General features: G+C 60.8%; 17 protein-coding genes. 15 read left to right on the plus strand and 2 right to left on the minus strand.

Annotated elements, in window-relative coordinates; translation table 11 throughout:
* Positions 1 to 420 precede the first annotated feature (420 nt).
* The 10 genes from G513_RS0119535 to G513_RS25220 all read left to right on the plus strand — a co-directional run bounded on the left by G513_RS0119535 (position 421) and on the right by G513_RS25220 (position 11,060).
* Positions 421 to 2,955 (plus strand): TonB-dependent receptor, encoded by a 2,535-nt coding sequence (locus G513_RS0119535; RefSeq protein ID WP_156891812.1) that lies wholly within the window; start codon positions 421 to 423, stop codon positions 2,953 to 2,955.
* 62 nt (positions 2,956 to 3,017) lie between these two features.
* A complete protein-coding gene (locus G513_RS25215; RefSeq protein ID WP_084711643.1) occupies positions 3,018 to 4,487 on the plus strand; it encodes an OmpA family protein in 1,470 nt (489 codons plus the stop codon).
* Between the two features lie 154 nt (positions 4,488 to 4,641).
* Positions 4,642 to 5,415, plus strand: coding sequence for a DUF3450 domain-containing protein (locus tag G513_RS0119545; RefSeq protein ID WP_028475779.1), 774 nt, complete (start codon positions 4,642 to 4,644; stop codon positions 5,413 to 5,415).
* 11 nt (positions 5,416 to 5,426) lie between these two features.
* Complete coding sequence (locus G513_RS24255; protein ID WP_022978554.1) at positions 5,427 to 6,863, plus strand: MotA/TolQ/ExbB proton channel family protein; 1,437 nt, start codon at positions 5,427 to 5,429, stop codon at positions 6,861 to 6,863.
* On the plus strand, positions 6,856 to 7,380 hold the full coding sequence (locus G513_RS24260; protein WP_022978555.1) for a MotA/TolQ/ExbB proton channel family protein: 525 nt from the start codon (positions 6,856 to 6,858) through the stop codon (positions 7,378 to 7,380). The genes G513_RS24255 and G513_RS24260 overlap by 8 nt, the downstream gene beginning before the upstream one ends.
* Positions 7,381 to 7,391: 11 nt before the next feature.
* Positions 7,392 to 7,829: an ExbD/TolR family protein gene (locus G513_RS0119560; RefSeq protein WP_028475780.1), complete on the plus strand. Its 438-nt coding sequence runs from the start codon at positions 7,392 to 7,394 to the stop codon at positions 7,827 to 7,829.
* Positions 7,830 to 7,867: 38 nt separating this feature from the next.
* Entirely contained in the window at positions 7,868 to 8,275 is a 408-nt protein-coding gene (locus G513_RS0119565) for an ExbD/TolR family protein (RefSeq protein ID WP_022978557.1), read from the plus strand.
* 4 nt (positions 8,276 to 8,279) lie between these two features.
* Positions 8,280 to 8,933: an energy transducer TonB gene (locus tag G513_RS0119570; RefSeq protein ID WP_084711644.1), complete on the plus strand. Its 654-nt coding sequence runs from the start codon at positions 8,280 to 8,282 to the stop codon at positions 8,931 to 8,933.
* Entirely contained in the window at positions 8,930 to 10,243 is a 1,314-nt protein-coding gene (locus tag G513_RS0119575; protein WP_022978559.1) for a tetratricopeptide repeat protein, read from the plus strand. The genes G513_RS0119570 and G513_RS0119575 overlap by 4 nt, the downstream gene beginning before the upstream one ends.
* A 109-nt stretch (positions 10,244 to 10,352) precedes the next feature.
* Positions 10,353 to 11,060, plus strand: coding sequence for a M23 family metallopeptidase (locus G513_RS25220; protein ID WP_022978560.1), 708 nt, complete (start codon positions 10,353 to 10,355; stop codon positions 11,058 to 11,060).
* A gap of 65 nt (positions 11,061 to 11,125) precedes the next feature.
* On the opposite strand, the gene G513_RS24270 is transcribed toward G513_RS25220, so the two are convergent.
* A complete protein-coding gene (locus tag G513_RS24270) occupies positions 11,126 to 11,854 on the minus strand; it encodes a TetR/AcrR family transcriptional regulator (protein ID WP_022978561.1) in 729 nt (242 codons plus the stop codon).
* Positions 11,855 to 12,030: 176 nt separating this feature from the next.
* Here G513_RS24270 and G513_RS24275 point away from each other — a divergent pair, with 176 nt between their 5' ends.
* From G513_RS24275 to G513_RS0119610, 5 genes are all read left to right on the plus strand, one after another.
* Positions 12,031 to 13,236 (plus strand): 2-hydroxyacyl-CoA dehydratase subunit D, encoded by a 1,206-nt coding sequence (locus G513_RS24275; RefSeq protein WP_051144514.1) that lies wholly within the window; start codon positions 12,031 to 12,033, stop codon positions 13,234 to 13,236.
* Positions 13,236 to 14,600 carry a 2-hydroxyacyl-CoA dehydratase subunit D gene (locus G513_RS0119595; RefSeq protein WP_022978563.1) on the plus strand — a complete coding sequence of 455 codons (1,365 nt, stop codon included), beginning with the start codon at positions 13,236 to 13,238 and terminating at the stop codon, positions 14,598 to 14,600. The genes G513_RS24275 and G513_RS0119595 overlap by 1 nt, the downstream gene beginning before the upstream one ends.
* A 44-nt stretch (positions 14,601 to 14,644) precedes the next feature.
* Positions 14,645 to 15,562 carry an acyl-CoA dehydratase activase gene (locus G513_RS24280; RefSeq protein ID WP_022978564.1) on the plus strand — a complete coding sequence of 306 codons (918 nt, stop codon included), beginning with the start codon at positions 14,645 to 14,647 and terminating at the stop codon, positions 15,560 to 15,562.
* Between the two features lie 8 nt (positions 15,563 to 15,570).
* Positions 15,571 to 16,170, plus strand: a complete 600-nt coding sequence (locus G513_RS24285; RefSeq protein ID WP_022978565.1) for a MarR family winged helix-turn-helix transcriptional regulator — start codon at positions 15,571 to 15,573, stop codon at positions 16,168 to 16,170.
* A gap of 158 nt (positions 16,171 to 16,328) precedes the next feature.
* Entirely contained in the window at positions 16,329 to 17,447 is a 1,119-nt protein-coding gene (locus tag G513_RS0119610) for an alkane 1-monooxygenase (protein ID WP_022978566.1), read from the plus strand.
* A 105-nt stretch (positions 17,448 to 17,552) separates the two neighbouring features.
* On the opposite strand, the gene G513_RS0119615 is transcribed toward G513_RS0119610, so the two are convergent.
* Entirely contained in the window at positions 17,553 to 18,047 is a 495-nt protein-coding gene (locus tag G513_RS0119615) for a cupin domain-containing protein (RefSeq protein ID WP_022978567.1), read from the minus strand.
* Between the last annotated feature and the right edge of the window lie 56 nt (positions 18,048 to 18,103).

The following is an 18,103-nucleotide window of genomic DNA, read 5'->3' on the forward strand; positions in this document are numbered from 1 at the left end:
CTTACAGCGCGACTAAACATGATTCATCCTGAACGGCGTACGGCAACGTAGTGGGGCGCGCTCAGTGGCTCAGGTCGAAGCTCCCGATTACTGAAAGCGCTTAAAAATATGCTTCAAACGTTGAATCCAGACGATATCGGCGAGCGTACAGGTCGAGTTAAAGTAATGAACGGCATTTACTGAAAAAGGATCGACGACGATAAAACGCTGAATTTCGGATTCGGTTGTTGCACGGCCAATTTTAATAAAGTACGATGCCATACGAGTTTGAGAAGGCGCTCCAAAGCGCATGCCAGACCGAGTGGTTTGTAGGGAGCCGGCGGAAGCCGGCGAGGCAGACCAGGCGGTACGCAGGCAGCGACTCGGAAGAGATCGCGCCGCTCAATAACAAAAGTCAGTCAAGTGCGGAGGGGGGTGCAAGTGAACGAAAGTATGCTTCGGCGTCTGGGATGGGCGGTGCTGGTCAATTCCGCGCTCATGGGACAGGCCGCTGCTCAGGGCGACAGTGATCTCGATGCGATTCTCGGTCCGTCCGAGTCGCCGACGGAGTCAACACCTCCTGCCAGTGCACCGGCCACGGCCGAAGCCGCGCCAGCGCCTGCCGCCAGCGAGCCGGCTCCCGCCGCAACGGCTCCGCAAGCCGCCGCCGCCGAGCCTGCAGCCGGCGAAGCCGCTGCTCCCGAGGCCGCAGCGTCGGGCCCGCGCACCGTCAAGAATCGTCTGACCGAAGAAATCGTCGTCACGGCTGAAAAGCGTGAAGAGAATCTTCAGGAAGTGCCGACCAGCGTCTCGGCCTTCAGTGGTGCGGCACTCGACGCCAAGGGCGTTGCCGACATCAAGGATCTTCAGTTGATCACGCCGGGTCTGCAGTACGACTCCATGGCCAGCTACTCGATCATCTTCATTCGCGGAATCGGTGGCGACGCCTTCCAGGCTGGCGTCGATTCCTCGGTCGCCACTTATATCGACGGTCTCTATCTGCCGTTCACGTTCTCGGCCGCCCAGGCGCTCGGCGACGTCAAGCAGATCGAAGTGCTGAAGGGCCCGCAGGGTTCCTTGTATGGCCGCAACGCCATCGCCGGTGCGATCACGATCAAGCTGAAAGAACCGACCAAGGATTTCGCAGCCAGCGTGCTGGCGCAGTACGGCAACTACAACGATGCGAAGACCAAGATTTCGGTCTCCGGTCCGGTCCCGTTCACCGATCAGTCGCTGCTCTACAGCGCTTCGTTCGTGTACCAGAATCGCGATTCCTACACCACGAACTTCTTCGATCCGAACGAGCCGGACTACCACTCATATCGCAACCGCGGCTATCGCGGCGCGCTGCAGTGGGATCCGATCGACGACATGCAGTTCGGCGTCGCGTTCTACGATCTGAAGTCCCAGGATCCGGATTCGGTTGCCACCAATCTGTTGACCGTCGCCCCGCTGTTCAAGGCAGTGCTGACGCCGAACACGGAAAAGAACAAGAGCGGCAACGTCAGCAGCATCGGCGTGTTCGCCCGTACCCGCATCTTCTCGGCCTATGCCGAAAACAAGATGTCGGACTACTTCGACGCCAAGCTGATCTACGGCAAGACTGCTGCAAACAGCACGATCCTGTTCGACTATGACTCGGCACCGGAACCGGTGCTCGACATCAGCGCCGTTCCGAACCGCGCCAACTCCGAATCGTTCGAGCTGATCTTCACGTCGAGCGCGGAAGCGACGCCGGATTGGCTGGAATACGTCGGCGGTTTCTACTATGAAAGCACCAAGAAGACTGGCCGTTACCCGGCAACGATCGATCCGCTGGCCTATGGCTTGAACATCGCCGGTTCGGCGGTACTGGGCAGTCCGCCAGTGCTTTGCCAGATCTACGCCAACATCGGCGGCGATTGCAGTGCCAATGCGGATACCAACAAGAACATCCTGGTCAACGTTCCGATCTACGGCGGTGTTGCCAATAAGGCCAAGTCGTTCTACGGCCAGCTGACGTTCCATATCACCGAGAAGTTCTCGGTGGTGGCCGGCGGTCGCGCTTCCCGTGAAGACACCAAGCTGCTGTTTGCCGGTGTCGGCGTCAAGCTGGTCATTCCACAGTTGGGTGGTGGTGTCCTGACCACGCCGCAGCTGAACGCGATCCAGTACGCCCCGCAGCAGAAGACGTTCCAGAGCTTCACGCCGACGGTGGGTCTGAATTACAAGCTGACCGACGACATCCTGCTCTATTACAAGTATTCGGAAGCTTTCAAGTCGGGTAACTACAACGGCCTGAACATCAACAACCCGCCGACCCGCGTCGAGCCGGAACTGGCGTCAAGCAACGAACTCGGCTTCAAGTCGTCGCTGCTGGAAGATCGTTCGCTGAAGCTCAATGGTGCCGCGTTCCTCACCACCATCAGCAACGCTCAGCTGCAGACCCTGTCGCTGACCAGCGGTGGTGTGACCAAGCTGCAGAACGCCGGTTCGTACTCGGTCTACGGTGCTGAAGGTGAAGTCAACTGGTTCGTCACCGATGCCCTGGTGCTCGGCCTGACCGGCGTGTATCTGAAAGGCACCTACAACAACTTCACCGGTCAGGGCTTCAACGACCTGTACCTGAATCAGAACAACATCGACTTCAGCGGCAAGACCACGGTCCGTACGCCGAAGTTCACCGGTACTGCCTCTGCCAACTACACCTTCCCGTTCTTCTTCGGGCTGGATGCTGAACTGGCTGGTGACGTGTACTACACCTCGGGCTTCTACTACACCGCCAACAATTCTCTCGAGCAGCCGTCGTACTACCTGCTGAATGCGCGCTTCGGTGTCTATGACCCTCGCTCGCGCGTTCGTGTGACCTTGTACGGCAAGAACCTGAACGACGACACGTATTACACCAACGCCTATCGCCAGGATTTCGGCGACACAGTGATCTGGGCCAATCCGCGTACGTACGGCGTGACCGTGTCGTGGGAATACGGCAACTAAGCACGACTGAACTTCAAGAACAGTTTGCTTAACTGCCAATAATCAAGTTGGGGAGAATTAAAATGAATCGCCCAGGAACCGGTCTCTTGAAGATCGTTGCGGTAATCGGAACATCGATCGTTTCAGCAGCAGCTTCTGCTTATGACGGCCCGTATGTAGGTCTGCAGTTCGGCATCAACAAGGCTGATGACATCAGCTTCGATCTGGCCGGTACCCGGACTGCGCTTACTCAGCCTCCAGTCATCGTGGAGTTGCCGCAGATCCAGAACAGCGGCCCTGCCGGTGACTACGGATTCGAGAAGAACGTGCTGGGCCAGTTCGTGGTCGGCTACAAGTTCCCGATCGGCATCCGGCCAGAGTTGGAACTGTCGCTGCGTCGCGAACGCGCCAATTCGATCACCAACCCGGATGGCAGCCAGCCGGACCCGAAGGGAACGCGTCTGACGACGGTGTCGGGCTTTGCCAATCTCTGGTACGACTTCTTTCCGTCGTGGCGGATTCATCCTTACATCGGTGGCGGTGGCGGCATCAATCGTTTCATTCTGAATAACGCACAGACCAACGCGCTTCAGGTGTTGCTGGCCAACAACAACGGCGACCTCGGTGCAAACCCCGAATCGCGCAAAGCCGACGATGCCCGGTTCGGCTATCAGTTCGGTGGCGGTATTCAGGTCGACGTGTTCAAGGGCATGACCCTTGGTATCGACTACCGCAACATGCGTTCGGCGAAGGCTGATTTCTATCCCTATGTGGACCAGCCGCAGACTTATCTGCGGGGACGCTACAAGACGGAATCGCTGACGTTCTCCGTCAAGTACTACTTCGTTCAGCCGCCACCGCCGCCTGCGCCGCCTGTGGCCGAGCCGGAGCCAGCCGTGGTCCCGGTCGCAGCCCCGGTGGACACGGACGGCGACGGTGTGGTTGACGGAGTGGATCAGTGCCCTGATTCACCGCCGGGCAGCGTGGTCGACGAAACGGGTTGCCCGCCGCCGCCACCGGCGCCGGTGTGCAAGACCCCGGGCCCTGGCGAAAAGATCTCGCTGGCGGGCTGCGGAACGGGTGACAACATCGTGCTGAAGGGCGTCAATTTCGACACCAACAAGGCGACGCTGACGCTCAACGCGAAGTCGCTGCTGGATGGCGTGGTCGGCGAGCTGACCGAGTACCCGACGATCCACGTGCAGGTCGGTGGTCATACCGACAGCCGCGGCTCGGCGAAGCTCAACGAAGGCTTGTCGCAGCGTCGTGCCGCTTCGGTGGTCAAGTACCTCGGTGACAAGGGTATCGCCAAGGATCGGATGACCAGTGCCGGCTTCGGAGCCTCGCAGCCGATCGCCGACAACGGCACCACCGAAGGCCAGGACCTGAACCGTCGCGTCGAGCTGAAGATCGTCTCCGGCTCCGGCGTGCGGGAAGTTCCTGCAGCGGCAGCAGCACCGGCGGCTGCGGAGTCGGCACCTGCCGAAGCGGCCCCGGAAGCAGCAGTCGAAGCAGCTCCTGCGGAAGACGCACCGGCCGCTCCGACCCCATAGGTCAAGTGCAACAGCACCGATCCGCGATGACTCCATTCATCGCGGATCGGTGACCCAGACAAACAACGCAGTCCAGTCCATCTCGCCACGTCAGCCAGTCGTTCGACGCAGCGGGTACGGAATTAGTCGACCAGCATTACGGAGGAAGGGCGTCATGGCATCACGGCCAGCAGTACTCGTTGGGATCACGCTGTCATTGCTCATCACCGCCGCCTCGGCCGCCAAGCTGGGTGACGTGGTGGCCACCAGTGACCAGTGGCTGGTGGCACAGGTCGACTCGCAGAAGAAAGTCGATGGCCTCGCCGAAGAGCGCCTGACGCTTGCGGATGAATACCGCAACTCGCTTCGCGAAGCGGACAGCCTGAAGCTGTACATCCAGCAGCTGAAATCGCAGCTGCGTTCGCAGGAAGCGGAAAAGGATTCGGTACGCGTGGAGATCCGCGAGATCGCCCGCACCAACATCGCGATCCTGCCGCTGATGCAGGACATGCTGGCGGTGTTCGGCCAGTTCGTGGAGCTGGATACGCCGTTCCTGATCGACGAGCGCAAGGAGCGGGTCAAGGCGCTCAACGACATGATGCCGCGCGCCGACGTCACGGTCTCCGAGAAATTCCGCCGCATCCTCGAGGGCTACCAGGTCGAGATCGACTATGGCCGCACCATCGAAGGCTATCGCGGCAATCTGGACGGTAAGGATGTCGACTTCCTGCGGATCGGCCGCGTCGGCCTGCTGTACCAGACGCCCGATACCAAGGAGACCGGCTACTGGGATCGCGACAAGAAGGGCTGGGTCATCGACAACAGCGCCGCTGAAGGCGTCAAGGAAGGTTTGAAGATTGCCCGCAAGCAATCCTCGCCTGACCTGCTGATGGTGCCCCTCCAGGCCGCGGCTGCCGCTGCTGCGCCTGCTGCTGCCGCCGCCAACTGAGACCACATCCCATGTCCATCCGAATCAAAGACCTCTGTGCTGTAACCACCTTCGCCTCCAAGGTTTCGGCGGCGTTCCTTATTGCTTTCGGTTGCGCGTCGATCCCGGCTCAGGCCCAGGACGCAGCAGCCGGTGCCAAGACGCTGGACGACCTGCTGATGCAGGTGAAGAAAGCCGATCAGAAAGATGCCGCCCTGAACAAGGAGCGCGAAGCGCGCTTCGCCGCTTCACGGGACCAGCAGGCCAGCCTGCTCGGCGAAGCCAAGCGTGCCAAGGAAGCACTGGAAGCGGAATCCGCAGCGCTGCAGCGCCAGTTTGAAGTCAACGACAAGGAAATCGCCGATCTGATGGCGTCACGCGACGCCTCGGCCGGCAACCTCGGCGAGCTGTTCGGCGTGATGCGCCAGAGCGCTGGCGACTTCGCCTCGGCGGCCCGCAATTCGATGCTGACCGTGCAGTTCCCGGAGCGCATCGCCCAGCTCGATCGCCTGGCCCAGACCAAGACCATGCCGCCGATCGAAGATCTGCAGGGCTTCTGGTTCGAGATGCAGCGGGAAATGACCGAAGGCGGCAAGGTCGCCCGCTTCGACGCCAGCGTCACCCAGCCGAGCGGCGAGCGCACCAAGAAGAACGTGCTGCGCGTTGGCCCGTTCGTGGCGATTTCGGACGGCAAGTTCCTGTCCTACGAAACCGGCTCGGACAGCTTCTCGGTGCCGCCGAAGCAGCCGCCCAGCCACTTCCTGAGCACGGCCAAGTCGTTTGAAAGCCAGGAGACCGGCTATCACCCGATGATTCTCGATCCGTCCAGAGGCGTGCTGATCGGCTTGTACTCGCAGCGTCCGGAAGTCATCGAGCGCATCCACGTCGGTGGTTGGGTGGCTTATCTGATCCTGCTGGTCGGTGCCATCGGCGCAGGCCTGGCGATCTACCAGTTCTTCTATCTGACGATCGTCACCGCCAAGGTCAACAAGCAGCTGACCAACCTCAACAACCTCGACAAGGGCAACCCGGTCGGCCGCGTGCTGGCCTCGTTCAAGGGCTCGGCGATGCCGAAGGACGAAGATGCCGAAGTCGTCGAACTGCGTATTTCCGAAGCCGTGCTGAAGGAGCTGCCCGCCATCCAGCGCATCCAGCCGTTCGTGAAGCTGGTGGTCGCGGCCGGCCCGCTGCTCGGCCTGGTCGGTACCGTCATCGGCATGATCGAAACCTTCCAGTCGATCACCGAATCCGGCTCCGGCGATCCGAAGCTGATGGCCGCCGGTATCGGCAAGGCGATGATCGCCACGGTGCTCGGCCTCGGTATCGCCATTCCGCTGCTGTTCATCAACTCGGCCCTGGCCTCGCGCTCCAAGCGTCTGGTGCAGATCCTCGATCAGCAGAGCACCGGCCTTCTGGCCGAAACGCTGGAAGCTCGCCAGGGTCATGGATCGGGTGCGGCCCATGCTTGAGCTCCTGCTGGCCCCGTATGAAGCCGTCGCCGGCTTGATGCACGCCGGTGGCCAGCTGGTGGCGTGGATCTTCATTGCCGGCGTAGTGATGTGGGCGCTGATCTTCGAGCGGATCTGGTTCTTTCAGGTCACGCTGCCGAAGCTCACCAAGGACTCGCTGGCGATCTGGGAAGCCCGATCGGAGCGCCACTCCTGGGCCGCTCACCAGGTCCGCAAGGCCTTGGTGTCGCGTCTCTCGAGCGGCATGAGTGCCAACCTGCCGATGGTCAAGGTGCTGGTGCCGCTATGCCCGCTGCTGGGTCTGGTCGGCACCGTCATCGGCATGCTGGAGGTCTTCGATTCGATGGCGATCTTAGGCTCTGCCGACGCCCGGACCATGGCCGCCGGCGTGTCGAAGGCGATGAACTGCACCATGACCGGCCTCGCGGTAAGCGTCTCCGGCATGTACCCGGTATTCAAGTTTCAGGCATCGATCCGGTATGAAACCGAATTGCTGGCTGACCGCTTCAAGTTCTAGGAAGACACCCCATGCGTCGGATGTCCAACCACGCGGTAGACGACGGTGATGACGAAGACCATGGCATCGACCTGGCGCCGATGCTGGATTTCGTCCTCAACCTGCTGATCTTTTTCATCATCACCGCGATCTTCGTCAAAGAGGTCGGCCTGACCCTGTCGACGCCGCCGCCGAACAACAAGGCGAAGAAGACCGACAACGACGATACGACGATGTATATCGCGGTGCGCGCCAATGGCGACATCGTGGTCGACCAGCGTCTGATCGACAAAGGCTCGGTGCGCCCGAACGTCGAGCGCTTCAAGGGCGAAAAGCCGGAAGGCTCGGTGATCATCGTGGCGAACACCAAGGCACCGACCGGCATCGTCGTCGGCGTCATGGATGAAGTCCGTCAGGGTGGCATCACCAACGTTTCGATTGCGCCGACGACGACCAACAGAACCCAGTAGCCCTGTGCAGTAGCACTGAGTAAGGACGAGCGAAAGCCATGCTGCCTCAAAGACACGATCACGACGAAGAGCACCACGGCATCGACTTGGCGCCGATGCTGGACTTCGTTTTCAACCTGCTGATCTTTTTCATCATCATCACGTCCTTCGTCAAGCAGTCGGGCGTCAAGGTCGTTCCGACCGACGCCAAGACGGCCGAGCATCGTGACTCCGGCAACATCCTGATTGCGGTCCGTGCCAATGGCGAGATCTGGATGGATCGCAAGAAAGTGTCCTTGCCGGAAGTGCGGGCCATGGTCGAGCGCATGCATGCCGAACGTCCGGACGACACGGTGGTGATCCAGGCCGACAAGATGTCGGAGAGCGGGATCATGAGCAAAGTCATGGAGCAGGTACAGGCGGGCGGCATTCTGACCGTATCGGTCGGCACCAAGGGCAAGGTGTAAGCACATGGCAAGCACTCCAATGCCGCGTGGCACCACCACGCAGAACCCCATCCGCTTCATTCCGGCGCTCTGTGTCGGCCTGAGCGTCATCGTCGGCATGTTCTGGCTGCTGCACACGCTGATCACCCACAGCAGTGTCGCGGTCGGTGCGCTGGAAGTACTGCCGACCATCGACTTCGTGCGCCTGAAGAAGAGCTTCGAAGTGGAGACCCGCGAGCGCAAGCCGCCACCGGAACTGCCGCAGAAGGAAGTGGCGCCGGAAGTGCCGACCCAGCGGATGACCGTGGAAGGCCCGAGTGCGGCTGGCGTCAACATCGGCCAGATCAAGGTCGACAAGGACGTGGCCAAGAACACCGGCTTCGCGCTGTCGGCTTCCGACGGTGAATACCTGCCGATCGTCAAGGTCGCGCCGCTCTATCCGAGCAGCGCACTGAGCCGTGGCATCGAAGGCTATGTACTGCTCGAATTCACGGTGACCGAGACCGGTGCCACGGCCGATCCGGTGATCATCGAATCGAAGCCGCAGGGCATCTTCGATCAGGCGGCGGCGAAAGCAGTGCTGAAATTCAAGTACAAGCCGCGCGTCGAGAACGGCCTGCCGATTCGCGTCCCCGGCGTGCGTCACGTCATCACCTTCAAGCTGGACAAGAAACGATGAGCACTGGCAGCAGCCTCTCGATGACCAAGCGAACCCGAGCGATGGCCCTGGCCATTGCGCTGGGCCTGTCGGCCTGTGCGATGACGGTGCAAGCGGCCGACGACAAGAAGGCCAGCGTCAAGCCGCAGACCAAGGTCACCCAGACCCTGAGTCAGGCCACCTACAAGCAGATGGAAGTCGCTCAGAAAGCGTTCGAAGCCAAGGACTACAAGGGTGCGGAAGCCGCGCTCAACGTCCTCAAGGCCAAGTACGAAAAGCTCAACGACTACGAAAAGGCCACGCTGTGGGTGCAGTACGCGGCGATCTACCGCACCACGGAAGACAACAAGAAAGCCATCGAGGCGTACACCAACGTCCTCAAGCAGGCCAACCTGCCGGACGGTCTGCGTGACAACTCGCTGTTTGCACTGGCTCAGACCTACTTCCTGCTCGAGGACTATCCGAAAGCGATCCGGATCCTCGACAAGTGGTTTTCGGTGGTGTCCGACGTGCAGCCGGATGCCTACATCCTCTACGCCCAGGCTTACTACCAGCAGCAGAAGTACGCCGAAGCCAAGGCGCCGATCCTGAAGGCGCTGACGGTGGCCAAGGCGCGCAACCAGGAGCCGAAGGAAAACTGGCTCGGCCTGCTGCGTGCCGTCTTCTTCGAACTGAAGGACTACCCGAGCGCGATCCGGGTGATGGAGATTCTCGCCAGCACCTATCCGAAAGACACCTACTTCATCCAGCTCTCGGGCCTCTACGGTCTGCAGGGCAATCAGCGCAAGCAGCTGAACGTCATGCATGCAGCCTACAAGGGTGGCTTCATCACCAATGCCGGCGACGTGCTGAATCTGGCCCGTCTGTACCTGGCCGAAGAAGCGCCGCAGCAGGCGGTCAACCTGATCACTGCGCGGATGAAGGACAAGCTCATTCCGCTCAACGCCGAGAACCTGCAGCTGCTCGCCCAGGCGCTGGCGATTGCCAAGGAAACCGAGCGCTCGATCCCGGTGCTGGTCAAGCTGTCGTCGCTGACCGGGGAGTCGAAGCACTACAACTTCCTGGGCCAGGCCTACTCGCAGACTGGCGAGTGGTCGAAAGCCGCCGACGCCTATGCCGCAGCCCTCAAGGGTGCCAACGTCTCGAATCCCGGCAGCCTGAACATGCAGCTCGGCACCGTGCTCTACAACAGCGGCAAGCTCGCAGAAGCCAAACAGGCGTTCTCGCAAGCTTCCGGATCCGAGTCCCAGACCGAAGCCGCTGCCAACTGGGTCAAATTCATCAACACCGAAATCGAACGCAATCAGGCCCTCAGAGCTCGCGCCGGATAGTTATTGGCGCCAGACAAGCTGGATTGCACCACTGTGCTGAGGAGACGGCCGGGTGCAGGCAATCATCAAGAAAATCCTGGACCGGTCGGCTAGAACCGCGCTCACAGGCATGCTGGCCAGCCTTGCGCTGCTGGCGTGCTCGCCGCTGGCCAGTCTGGCGGCCGATCGCAAACCCGAGAGCAGGAAGATCGCGAAGACGGCGGCTGCGCCTGCTCGCGCAGTGCTGCCATCGTCAACGGTGATTGGCGCGCGCACCAGGGTTCTGGCGTCCGGTGCGATCGTGCGGCTTGCGCCGCCCGTCAATTACGCAATGCCGTCAGTGCCGAAGCCGGAGCAGTCGCTGGTGCCGGACGTCGCCAGAGATCGGCCGATGACCACCCTCGAGTACGCCTCGACCCTGAGAGCGCCGCTGGGTCTGCTGCGGGTCAGCTCGTCCTATGGGATGCGCATGCATCCCTTGGCCAAGCGCGAGCTGTTTCATCAGGGCATCGATTACGCCTCGCCTCTGGGCACGCCGATCCGCGCCGCACAGGATGGCCAGATCAAGGAAATGCAGGGCCGCAAGGGCTTTGGCTTCGTGGCTCGCATCAGCCACAGCTACGGGGTCGAAACGGTTTATGGCCACATGCTGAAATTCATGCCCGGCCTGAAGCGCGATTCGATAGTGCGCCGTGGCGACATCATCGGATTCGTCGGCTCGACCGGGCGCTCAACCGGCCCGCATCTGCATTTCGAGGTGCTGGCCAATGGCAAGCAGGTCGATCCGCTGCGATTGACCATGGCTTTCGCACCCGATCGTCTGTTGTCGATGAAATGAACGAAATGGAGTGCTCCTGAACGGAGCGTCTCCATCGTCGGAAAGTATTTGCGAGTGATTGGTAGCTAGCGCAGCTGGTTTCCGCGGCCAGCTCGCGGGGGCTTCTGCTCAAGTCGTTCGGCGACTTTTTCGAGGCGGGAGACCAGCGTTTCCAGCGCCGCTGCGGGTTGGCTTGGAACCGGATGGGCCAGCATGCCGCGGTAGACGACGGTAGCAATGCCTTCGGCTACTTCGTCCGGCGAGAAATCGCCTTCGCCGCGCAAGAAGGCCCAGGTTCGATGTTCGATGCAGCCGTGCAGCATGTCTCGCATCAGAGTGGGCGAGACATCGGCGTGAAATTCGCCGCTGGCGATCGCGTCCTTGCAGATCTGCAGGGTTTCACGGGTGAAGTGACGGTTCAGTTCGAAGAATGGAGTGCTGCGGTAGTTCGGATCGGGGCGCAGTTCCATCAGCATGAAGCGGCTCAACACCGGTTCGCGCTTGATGATCGACAGCGTTCGCCAGGCGACGTGCCGCAGCTTGTTCTGGGTGCCGCTGATCCCATCCAGGTGGGAATCGGCGGTGAGTTGCTCGCCAAACCAGAGTTCGGCGACTTTCACCAGCAGGTCGCGCTTGTTCTGGAAGTAGCGGTAGATCGTGCCTTCGACGATGCCGGCCTGGCGGGCGATATCGGCAAGCAGGATTTTTTCGTAACCCTTTTCCGAGATGATTTGTCTGGCCGCGTTGAGGATGTCGGCAGTGCGATCGTCGATCGATAGACGGGTCGCGGTCTTGCGGGTTGCTGGCTTGGCCATCTAGAGCATTTCCGGGGTTGTTAATGAATTCAATTCACTTAATTTTATCGCTTTCATTTTATTGATTTTATTGATTATTTTATTAAATAAAGTTGATTTAATGAAATTTTGTTGACACAAGTTCAAAGCGGCGCATAGTATGGTTCCATATCATCACAGGACGAGCATTGCCGATCATGGCTGTTGACCTCACAGTGGCGTCGATTTTCTCCGCTTTCGAAGCAGCGGCGGAAAATCCGCTGGCCAGTTCCAAAGCTTGGAAGGCTGCGCATGGCACGCCGGTCGTAGGTTCGTTTCCGATGCATTTTCCGGGCGAGCTGGCTCATGCTGCTGGCGCGCTACCGGTAATCCTGCAGGAAAACCACGAACCGATCACTGTCGGTCACGGCATGATCTATCCGTTCTACTGCGGTTACACACGCAGTGTCGTCGATCAGGCCTGCAAGGGTGACTACGATTTTCTCGACGCGATCATGTTCGGCGATCACTGCGTGCAGGTGCTCGGCGCTGCCGACGTGGTTCGCGCCAAGTTGCCGAACACCCGCGTGCACTTCTATCAGCTCATCTCGTCGATGAGCGATCCCTGGAGCCTGAGCCGCGCGCGCGAAACTTTCGCCGGACTCAAGGAGGGGCTCGAGGAAATGATCGGCCATCCGATCGACGATGAAGCCACGCGCGCCAGCATTCGCCTGTTCAACAGGAACCGGCAGTTGCTGCGCCGCCTCTACGAGATGCGCCGTGCCGGCACGGCGAACCTGACCGCCAAGCAGATGCAGCTCGCCGTGAAGTCGAGCATGGTCATGGACAAGGCCACGCACAACGCGCTGCTCGAAGATCTGGTTGCCGAGCTTGAGGCCGGTTCGGCGGAGCGTCAGCGCGGCGTTCGCGTTTATCTGTCCGGCCATTTCTGCCAGGCACCGAAGCTCGGCATTCTCGATCTGATCGAGTCTTGCGGTGGCATCGTCGTCGACGACGATCTCTATCACGGCCAGCGCTATATCTCGACCGATGTCGACGAGACCGGTGACCCGCTCGATGCGCTCGCCAAGTGGTATCTGGAGCGCAATCTGAAAGTGCCGTGCCCGACGCGCGTCGACCAGAACGCCGACTGGGAAACTTATCTGCTCGATGCGATGGCCAAGAGCAAGGCTGACGGCATGATCGTGCTGATGGCCAAGTTCTGCGAACCGCACATGTACTACTACCCCGAGATCAAGGAAGCCTTCGAAGCGAAGGGCGTGCCGCATCTGCTGATCGAGACCGAGCACGAGACCACAGCGCTTGAGGGCATTCGCACTCGCGTCGAAACCTTTCTCGAAATCGTCAAGCGCCAAGCCCGCGCAAAGTCCGCAACACGCAGCGTCGAAACCGGAGCCGTCTGATGAGCAACTTCTTCAATGCAGCCGAAGTGCCGGTCGTGAAGGCCAACCGCCTGCAGTCCTCGTCGCTGAACAACCGCATGGTCAACGACTACTGGACCGAAGTCTTCAATGCGAAGGCTGAAGGCAAGCTGGTCTGCTGGTACGAGGGCGTGGCGATCAATCCGCTGATGCAGGCCGCGGACATCCGCTGGGTGCACGGCGAAGCCTGGTCTGCGCTGCTCGCGGCACGCAACAACGAAGGCCCGGCGCAGGAAGCCGCCGAAAGCCGTGGCTACATGAAGGAACTGTGCTCCTACGCGCGCACGCACATCGGCTGCGGCGTGCTGGCCCAGAACCGTGGCGTCGAAGCCTCGGGTTCGAGCTTCAGCGACGCCCTCGGTGCCGGCCTGCTCGGCGAGCGGGTGCCGGCGCCGGACATGTTCATCAGCGCCTATCCGTATTGCAGCACCGGCCAGCAGTGGGACGAGATGCTGTTCCGCCTGTTCGGCAAGAAGATTCCGATCTTCAACATCTCGGTGCCGTGGGTCTGGGGCAACAAGAAGGACGCTGGTTACCTGACCGGTGCCGAATTCAAGGAAGCGACCGCCTACATGGTTCGCCAGTTGAAGGAGTGCATCAAGTGGATCGAAGTGCAGACCGGCAAGAAGTACGACTACGACAAGTTGTCGGAAATCATGGCCTACACCAAGAAGGCCGGTGAGCTGCGCATGGAAGCCATCGACATGTGCGCGGTGAAGCCGGCACCTGCCAGCTTCTTCGACTGGACCACCAGCCTGGCACCGGTGAACTTCGTGCCAGGCGGCCCGCAGATCGTCAGCTACTTTGAAACCGTGAAGGCGGAAATCGCCGAGCGTGTGCGGGTCGGCGAGGGTGCGATTCCGAACGAGAAGTACCGTCTGTTCTGGGACGGCATCATGAACTGGAACAAGATCGGCTGGCTGGCGAACAAGTTCGCCGGCTACAACGCGACCATGGTCGCCGGTCGCTACACGCACATGGGTTTCTGGCACGAGCACGAGTGCATCGACGTCAACGATCCGCTCGAAGGCATGGCGATCAACTACCTCGTCTGCCCGATCAATCTGTCGGCGCCGTTGATGATTGAAGAGATTATCAAGCTGTGCAAGAAATTCGAAATCGACGGCATGGTGCTGCACGCTGCGCGTACCTGCCGCGCCTTCTCGAATCCGCAGTATCTGATTGCCGATGCAGTGCAGAAGCGCCTCGGCATTCCGGTCGCGATGATCGAAGGCGACATGGTCGATGAATCGTTCTACAAGGACGAATTGGTCAATGCCCGCCTCGAAGCGATGATGGAAGCGATCGAAGGCAAGAAGCGCATGATCATTCCGCACGCAGCCTGATCGATCATCGACGCAGTCGCTCACCCTTTGAACCGGAGATCGCCATGAAGCAGTACGTGATGGGCATCGACTTCGGATCGACCACGTCCAAGACCGTGATCCTGGACATGGAAGGCGTGATCGTGGCGTCGGCCGTGTCGCACAAGGGTTCGGTCAGCGATGAAGGTGCGAAGGCTTCGATTGCCGAAGCACTGGCGATCGCGGGTATCGCCCAGCGCGACGTGATCCGTGCAGTCAGCACCGGCTATGGCCGGCGCATGCTCGAAGTTTCCGACAAGTCCTACACCGAGATCACCTGCCACGCGCGCGGCGCGATCGCGATGGTCCCGAGCGCCAAACTGGTGATCGACATCGGCGGTCAGGACTCCAAGGTCATCGCCGTCGATCCGCAAGGTCTGGTTTCGCAGTTCGCGATGAACGATCGCTGTGCGGCCGGGACCGGCAAGTTTCTCGAAGCCCTGGCCCGCGCCGTGGCCGTGCCGCTGGAAGAGATGGGCCCGATGGCGCTCGAAGCGCGCGAGAACATCATCATCTCCAGCATGTGCGCGACCTTCGCTGAAACCGAAGTCGTGGCGCTGCTTGCCGAAGGCAAGAGCAAGCCGGAAGTGCTCGGTGCCGTGCATGCAGCGATTGCCAGCCGCATCGTCGGCCTCGTCGCCCGGGTCGGCAAGCGCGAGCCGCTGGTGATGACCGGTGGTGTTGCCCAGAATCCGGCTGCGGTCTATCACCTTGAGAAAGCACTCGGCCTGAAGCTGATCATCCCGGAAAATCCGCAGATCGCTGGCGCGCTCGGCGCGGCCTTGATTGCGCTCGATGAGGCACGTTCGGACCTCGCCGATGCCGCGGATGAAGACGACAAGGTCGACTCCCAGATCGATGCTGCCCGCTGTGGCACTCCGACGTGCACGGCGCCGAAAGCCAAGGCCGGTGTACAAGTCATTCACGGCCCGCTGAGACACTGAGTTCGCACATGTCAGGCGTCGAGAAAACCCCCAAGTCCAGAAACAGCCTCGAGGGCTTCCTGCGGACCGGCTATCTGATTCATGACGTCTCGCGTCTGCGACGCATGCTCTATGACCAGCGCTCGCGTCATCTCGGTATCACGCGCTCGCAATGGTGGGTGTTGTTCAATCTTTCCCGTGGCGATGGTCGGCCGCTGAACCAGAACGAGCTTGCGCAGATGCTCGAAATGGGCAGTGCCTCGATGGGCGAACTGCTGCTGCGCCTCGAGAAATCCGGTTTCATCGAGCGTCAGGCGGTGCCCGGTGATCGTCGCTCGAAGCATGTGGTTATTGCCGAACGCGGTCTGGAAGTGCTGGAGCACATGCGCCTGGTTGCGCGTGCCAGCAACGAAGCAATCATGGATGGCATCTCGGTCGAAGATCAGTTGTTGCTCAACAATCTGCTGTCGAGAATGAAGAACAACCTGCTGACTCAGGTTGCACTGGAGCCAGGCAATCCCGCCGATGCGGCTGCCCGCGCGGCGCTCAGCGCGGAAGAGGGCGAACGTCCGGCGAGGGCTCGCAGTCGTTCTCGTGTCGACTCCACTGCCGAGGCGTCTGGCCCATGAGCGCGATCAAGCGTGCTTGTTCCGAGCGAAGGCAGTTGCTGGCAGTCCGAGTCGTACACGCCGGTCACTTCGGCCCGCGACGTTTGCACGCCGCCTGCTGAACCGAATTCCACCATTCAAGCCATTACCACCCTTTCCATTTCTGTCGAGAGTTCGTCATGAAAGATTATCTGAAGTACTACGCTGCAACCCTGCTGATCGGGGCAGGGCTCGCCGGTTTCTATCTGGGTGGCGATTGGGTCTGGCTGGGCTTCGCGACGTTCCCGCTGGTGACCTTCATCGACTTCGTCTTCCCTCGCGACTACAGCGTGCGCAAGATGACTTCCGCATTCTGGGCGTCGATTCCAGTCTGGCTTGGTGGCCTCGGTCCGGTGGTGCTGTTCCTGGCATTCGGCTGGCGCATGCACGTCGAAGCGCTGACCGGCTGGCAGTTGTTCGGTGGTGTCATGTCTTCCGCCTGGCTGGCACTGGTGCCGGGCATCGCGGCCCAGCATGAGCTGTTTCATTCACGCGATCCGCTGGCCCGCACCGTCGGCCGCTATGCGCAGTTCACCCTGTTCGACGGCATGCGCGACATCGAGCACGTGATCTACCACCACATCGATGTGTCGACGCCTCACGATCTGAGCACCGCGCCGCGCGGCACCTCGATCTACAAGTTCACGCCGAAGGCGGTCTGGGGCACGATCGCCTACGCGCTGAAGGCCGAGAGCATGGCCCTGCGCAAGCGCGGCCTGTCGGGCTGGAACTGGCGCCACCGCGTATGGAAGATCGTCGCCATCCAGATCGTCTTCCAGAGCATCATCTTCGCGATGGCGGGCCTCACCGGCGTGCTCTGCGTGCTGGCGGCGATGTTCATCGCCAAGACCTGGACCGAATCGTTCAGCTATTTCCAGCACTACGGCCAGACCCGCGTGCCGGGTACGCCGGTCGGTCGTCGCCATGTCTGGAATCATCTCGGTGTTGCCACGCGCGTGCTCGGTTTCGAGCTGACCAACCACGCCGATCACCACATGAACTCCTATGCGCCGTACTACAAGCTGATTCCGCACCGCGAAGGCATCGAGCTGCCGAGCGTGTTCGTCTGCTTTCTCGCCGCGCTGATTCCGCCGCTGTGGGAAGCGACGATCATCAAGCCGGCGCTGAAGCGCTGGGACATGGAATTCGCAACCCCGGGCGAGCGCAAGCTGGCCCGCGAGCAGAACCTTGCAGCGGGTTGGGAAGACTGGTTCGAGACCGAGCAGAACTGGCCGTCGCAGCAGACGGTGGGCTGCTGATCCAAGCATCAAAGACGGGATCGTTCCTCGGAATGATCCGGTCCACGGAAAAGGCGGAGGTCGCGTTTGCGGCCTCCGCCTTTTTCGTTGAATGAAGTTCGGCCGCTACCGATCCTTGTCGGTCTTCTCGCGATCGTAGTAGTCGACCGTGTTCTCGGCGCGGAACATCTTCCGGATGTTTCTTTCGCCGCGCTGCCCGGCCACGATCATTATCTTCTGCGAGTCCGGGTATTCGCAGGTCTCGACGTCGACCAGTGTCGACAAGGCCAGGTAGCGCATGGTCGTCGTGCCGGTGTTGATGATCTGGTGCGCGCCCTCGGGCCCTCCTGGCGGGCAGGCAATCACGTCGTGCTGGCGGATCGGGTAACGCTGGTTGCCGAACCGCAACTCGCCTTCGCCTTCCAGGATCAGGAACATTTCCTCTTCGCCATGATGGCAATGGAAGGGACATTGCGCCTTGCCGGGCGGCAGAACCGTCAGGTTGTAGCCCAGCTTCCTGGCCCCTATGTGGTCGCTGATCTGTCCGCGACGAGAGGTATACAGGCCGTTCTCCTCGACGTCGTCAAACTCGACCTCGTCGAGATTCATGATCGGTTTCAACCGGTAGCCCTCCAGAGACCTCGTCGGGAAATGCCGGTATTGCTTCCGACGGTCGG

The organism is Nevskia ramosa DSM 11499 (genome assembly GCF_000420645.1).
Taxonomy (GTDB): domain Bacteria; phylum Pseudomonadota; class Gammaproteobacteria; order Nevskiales; family Nevskiaceae; genus Nevskia; species Nevskia ramosa.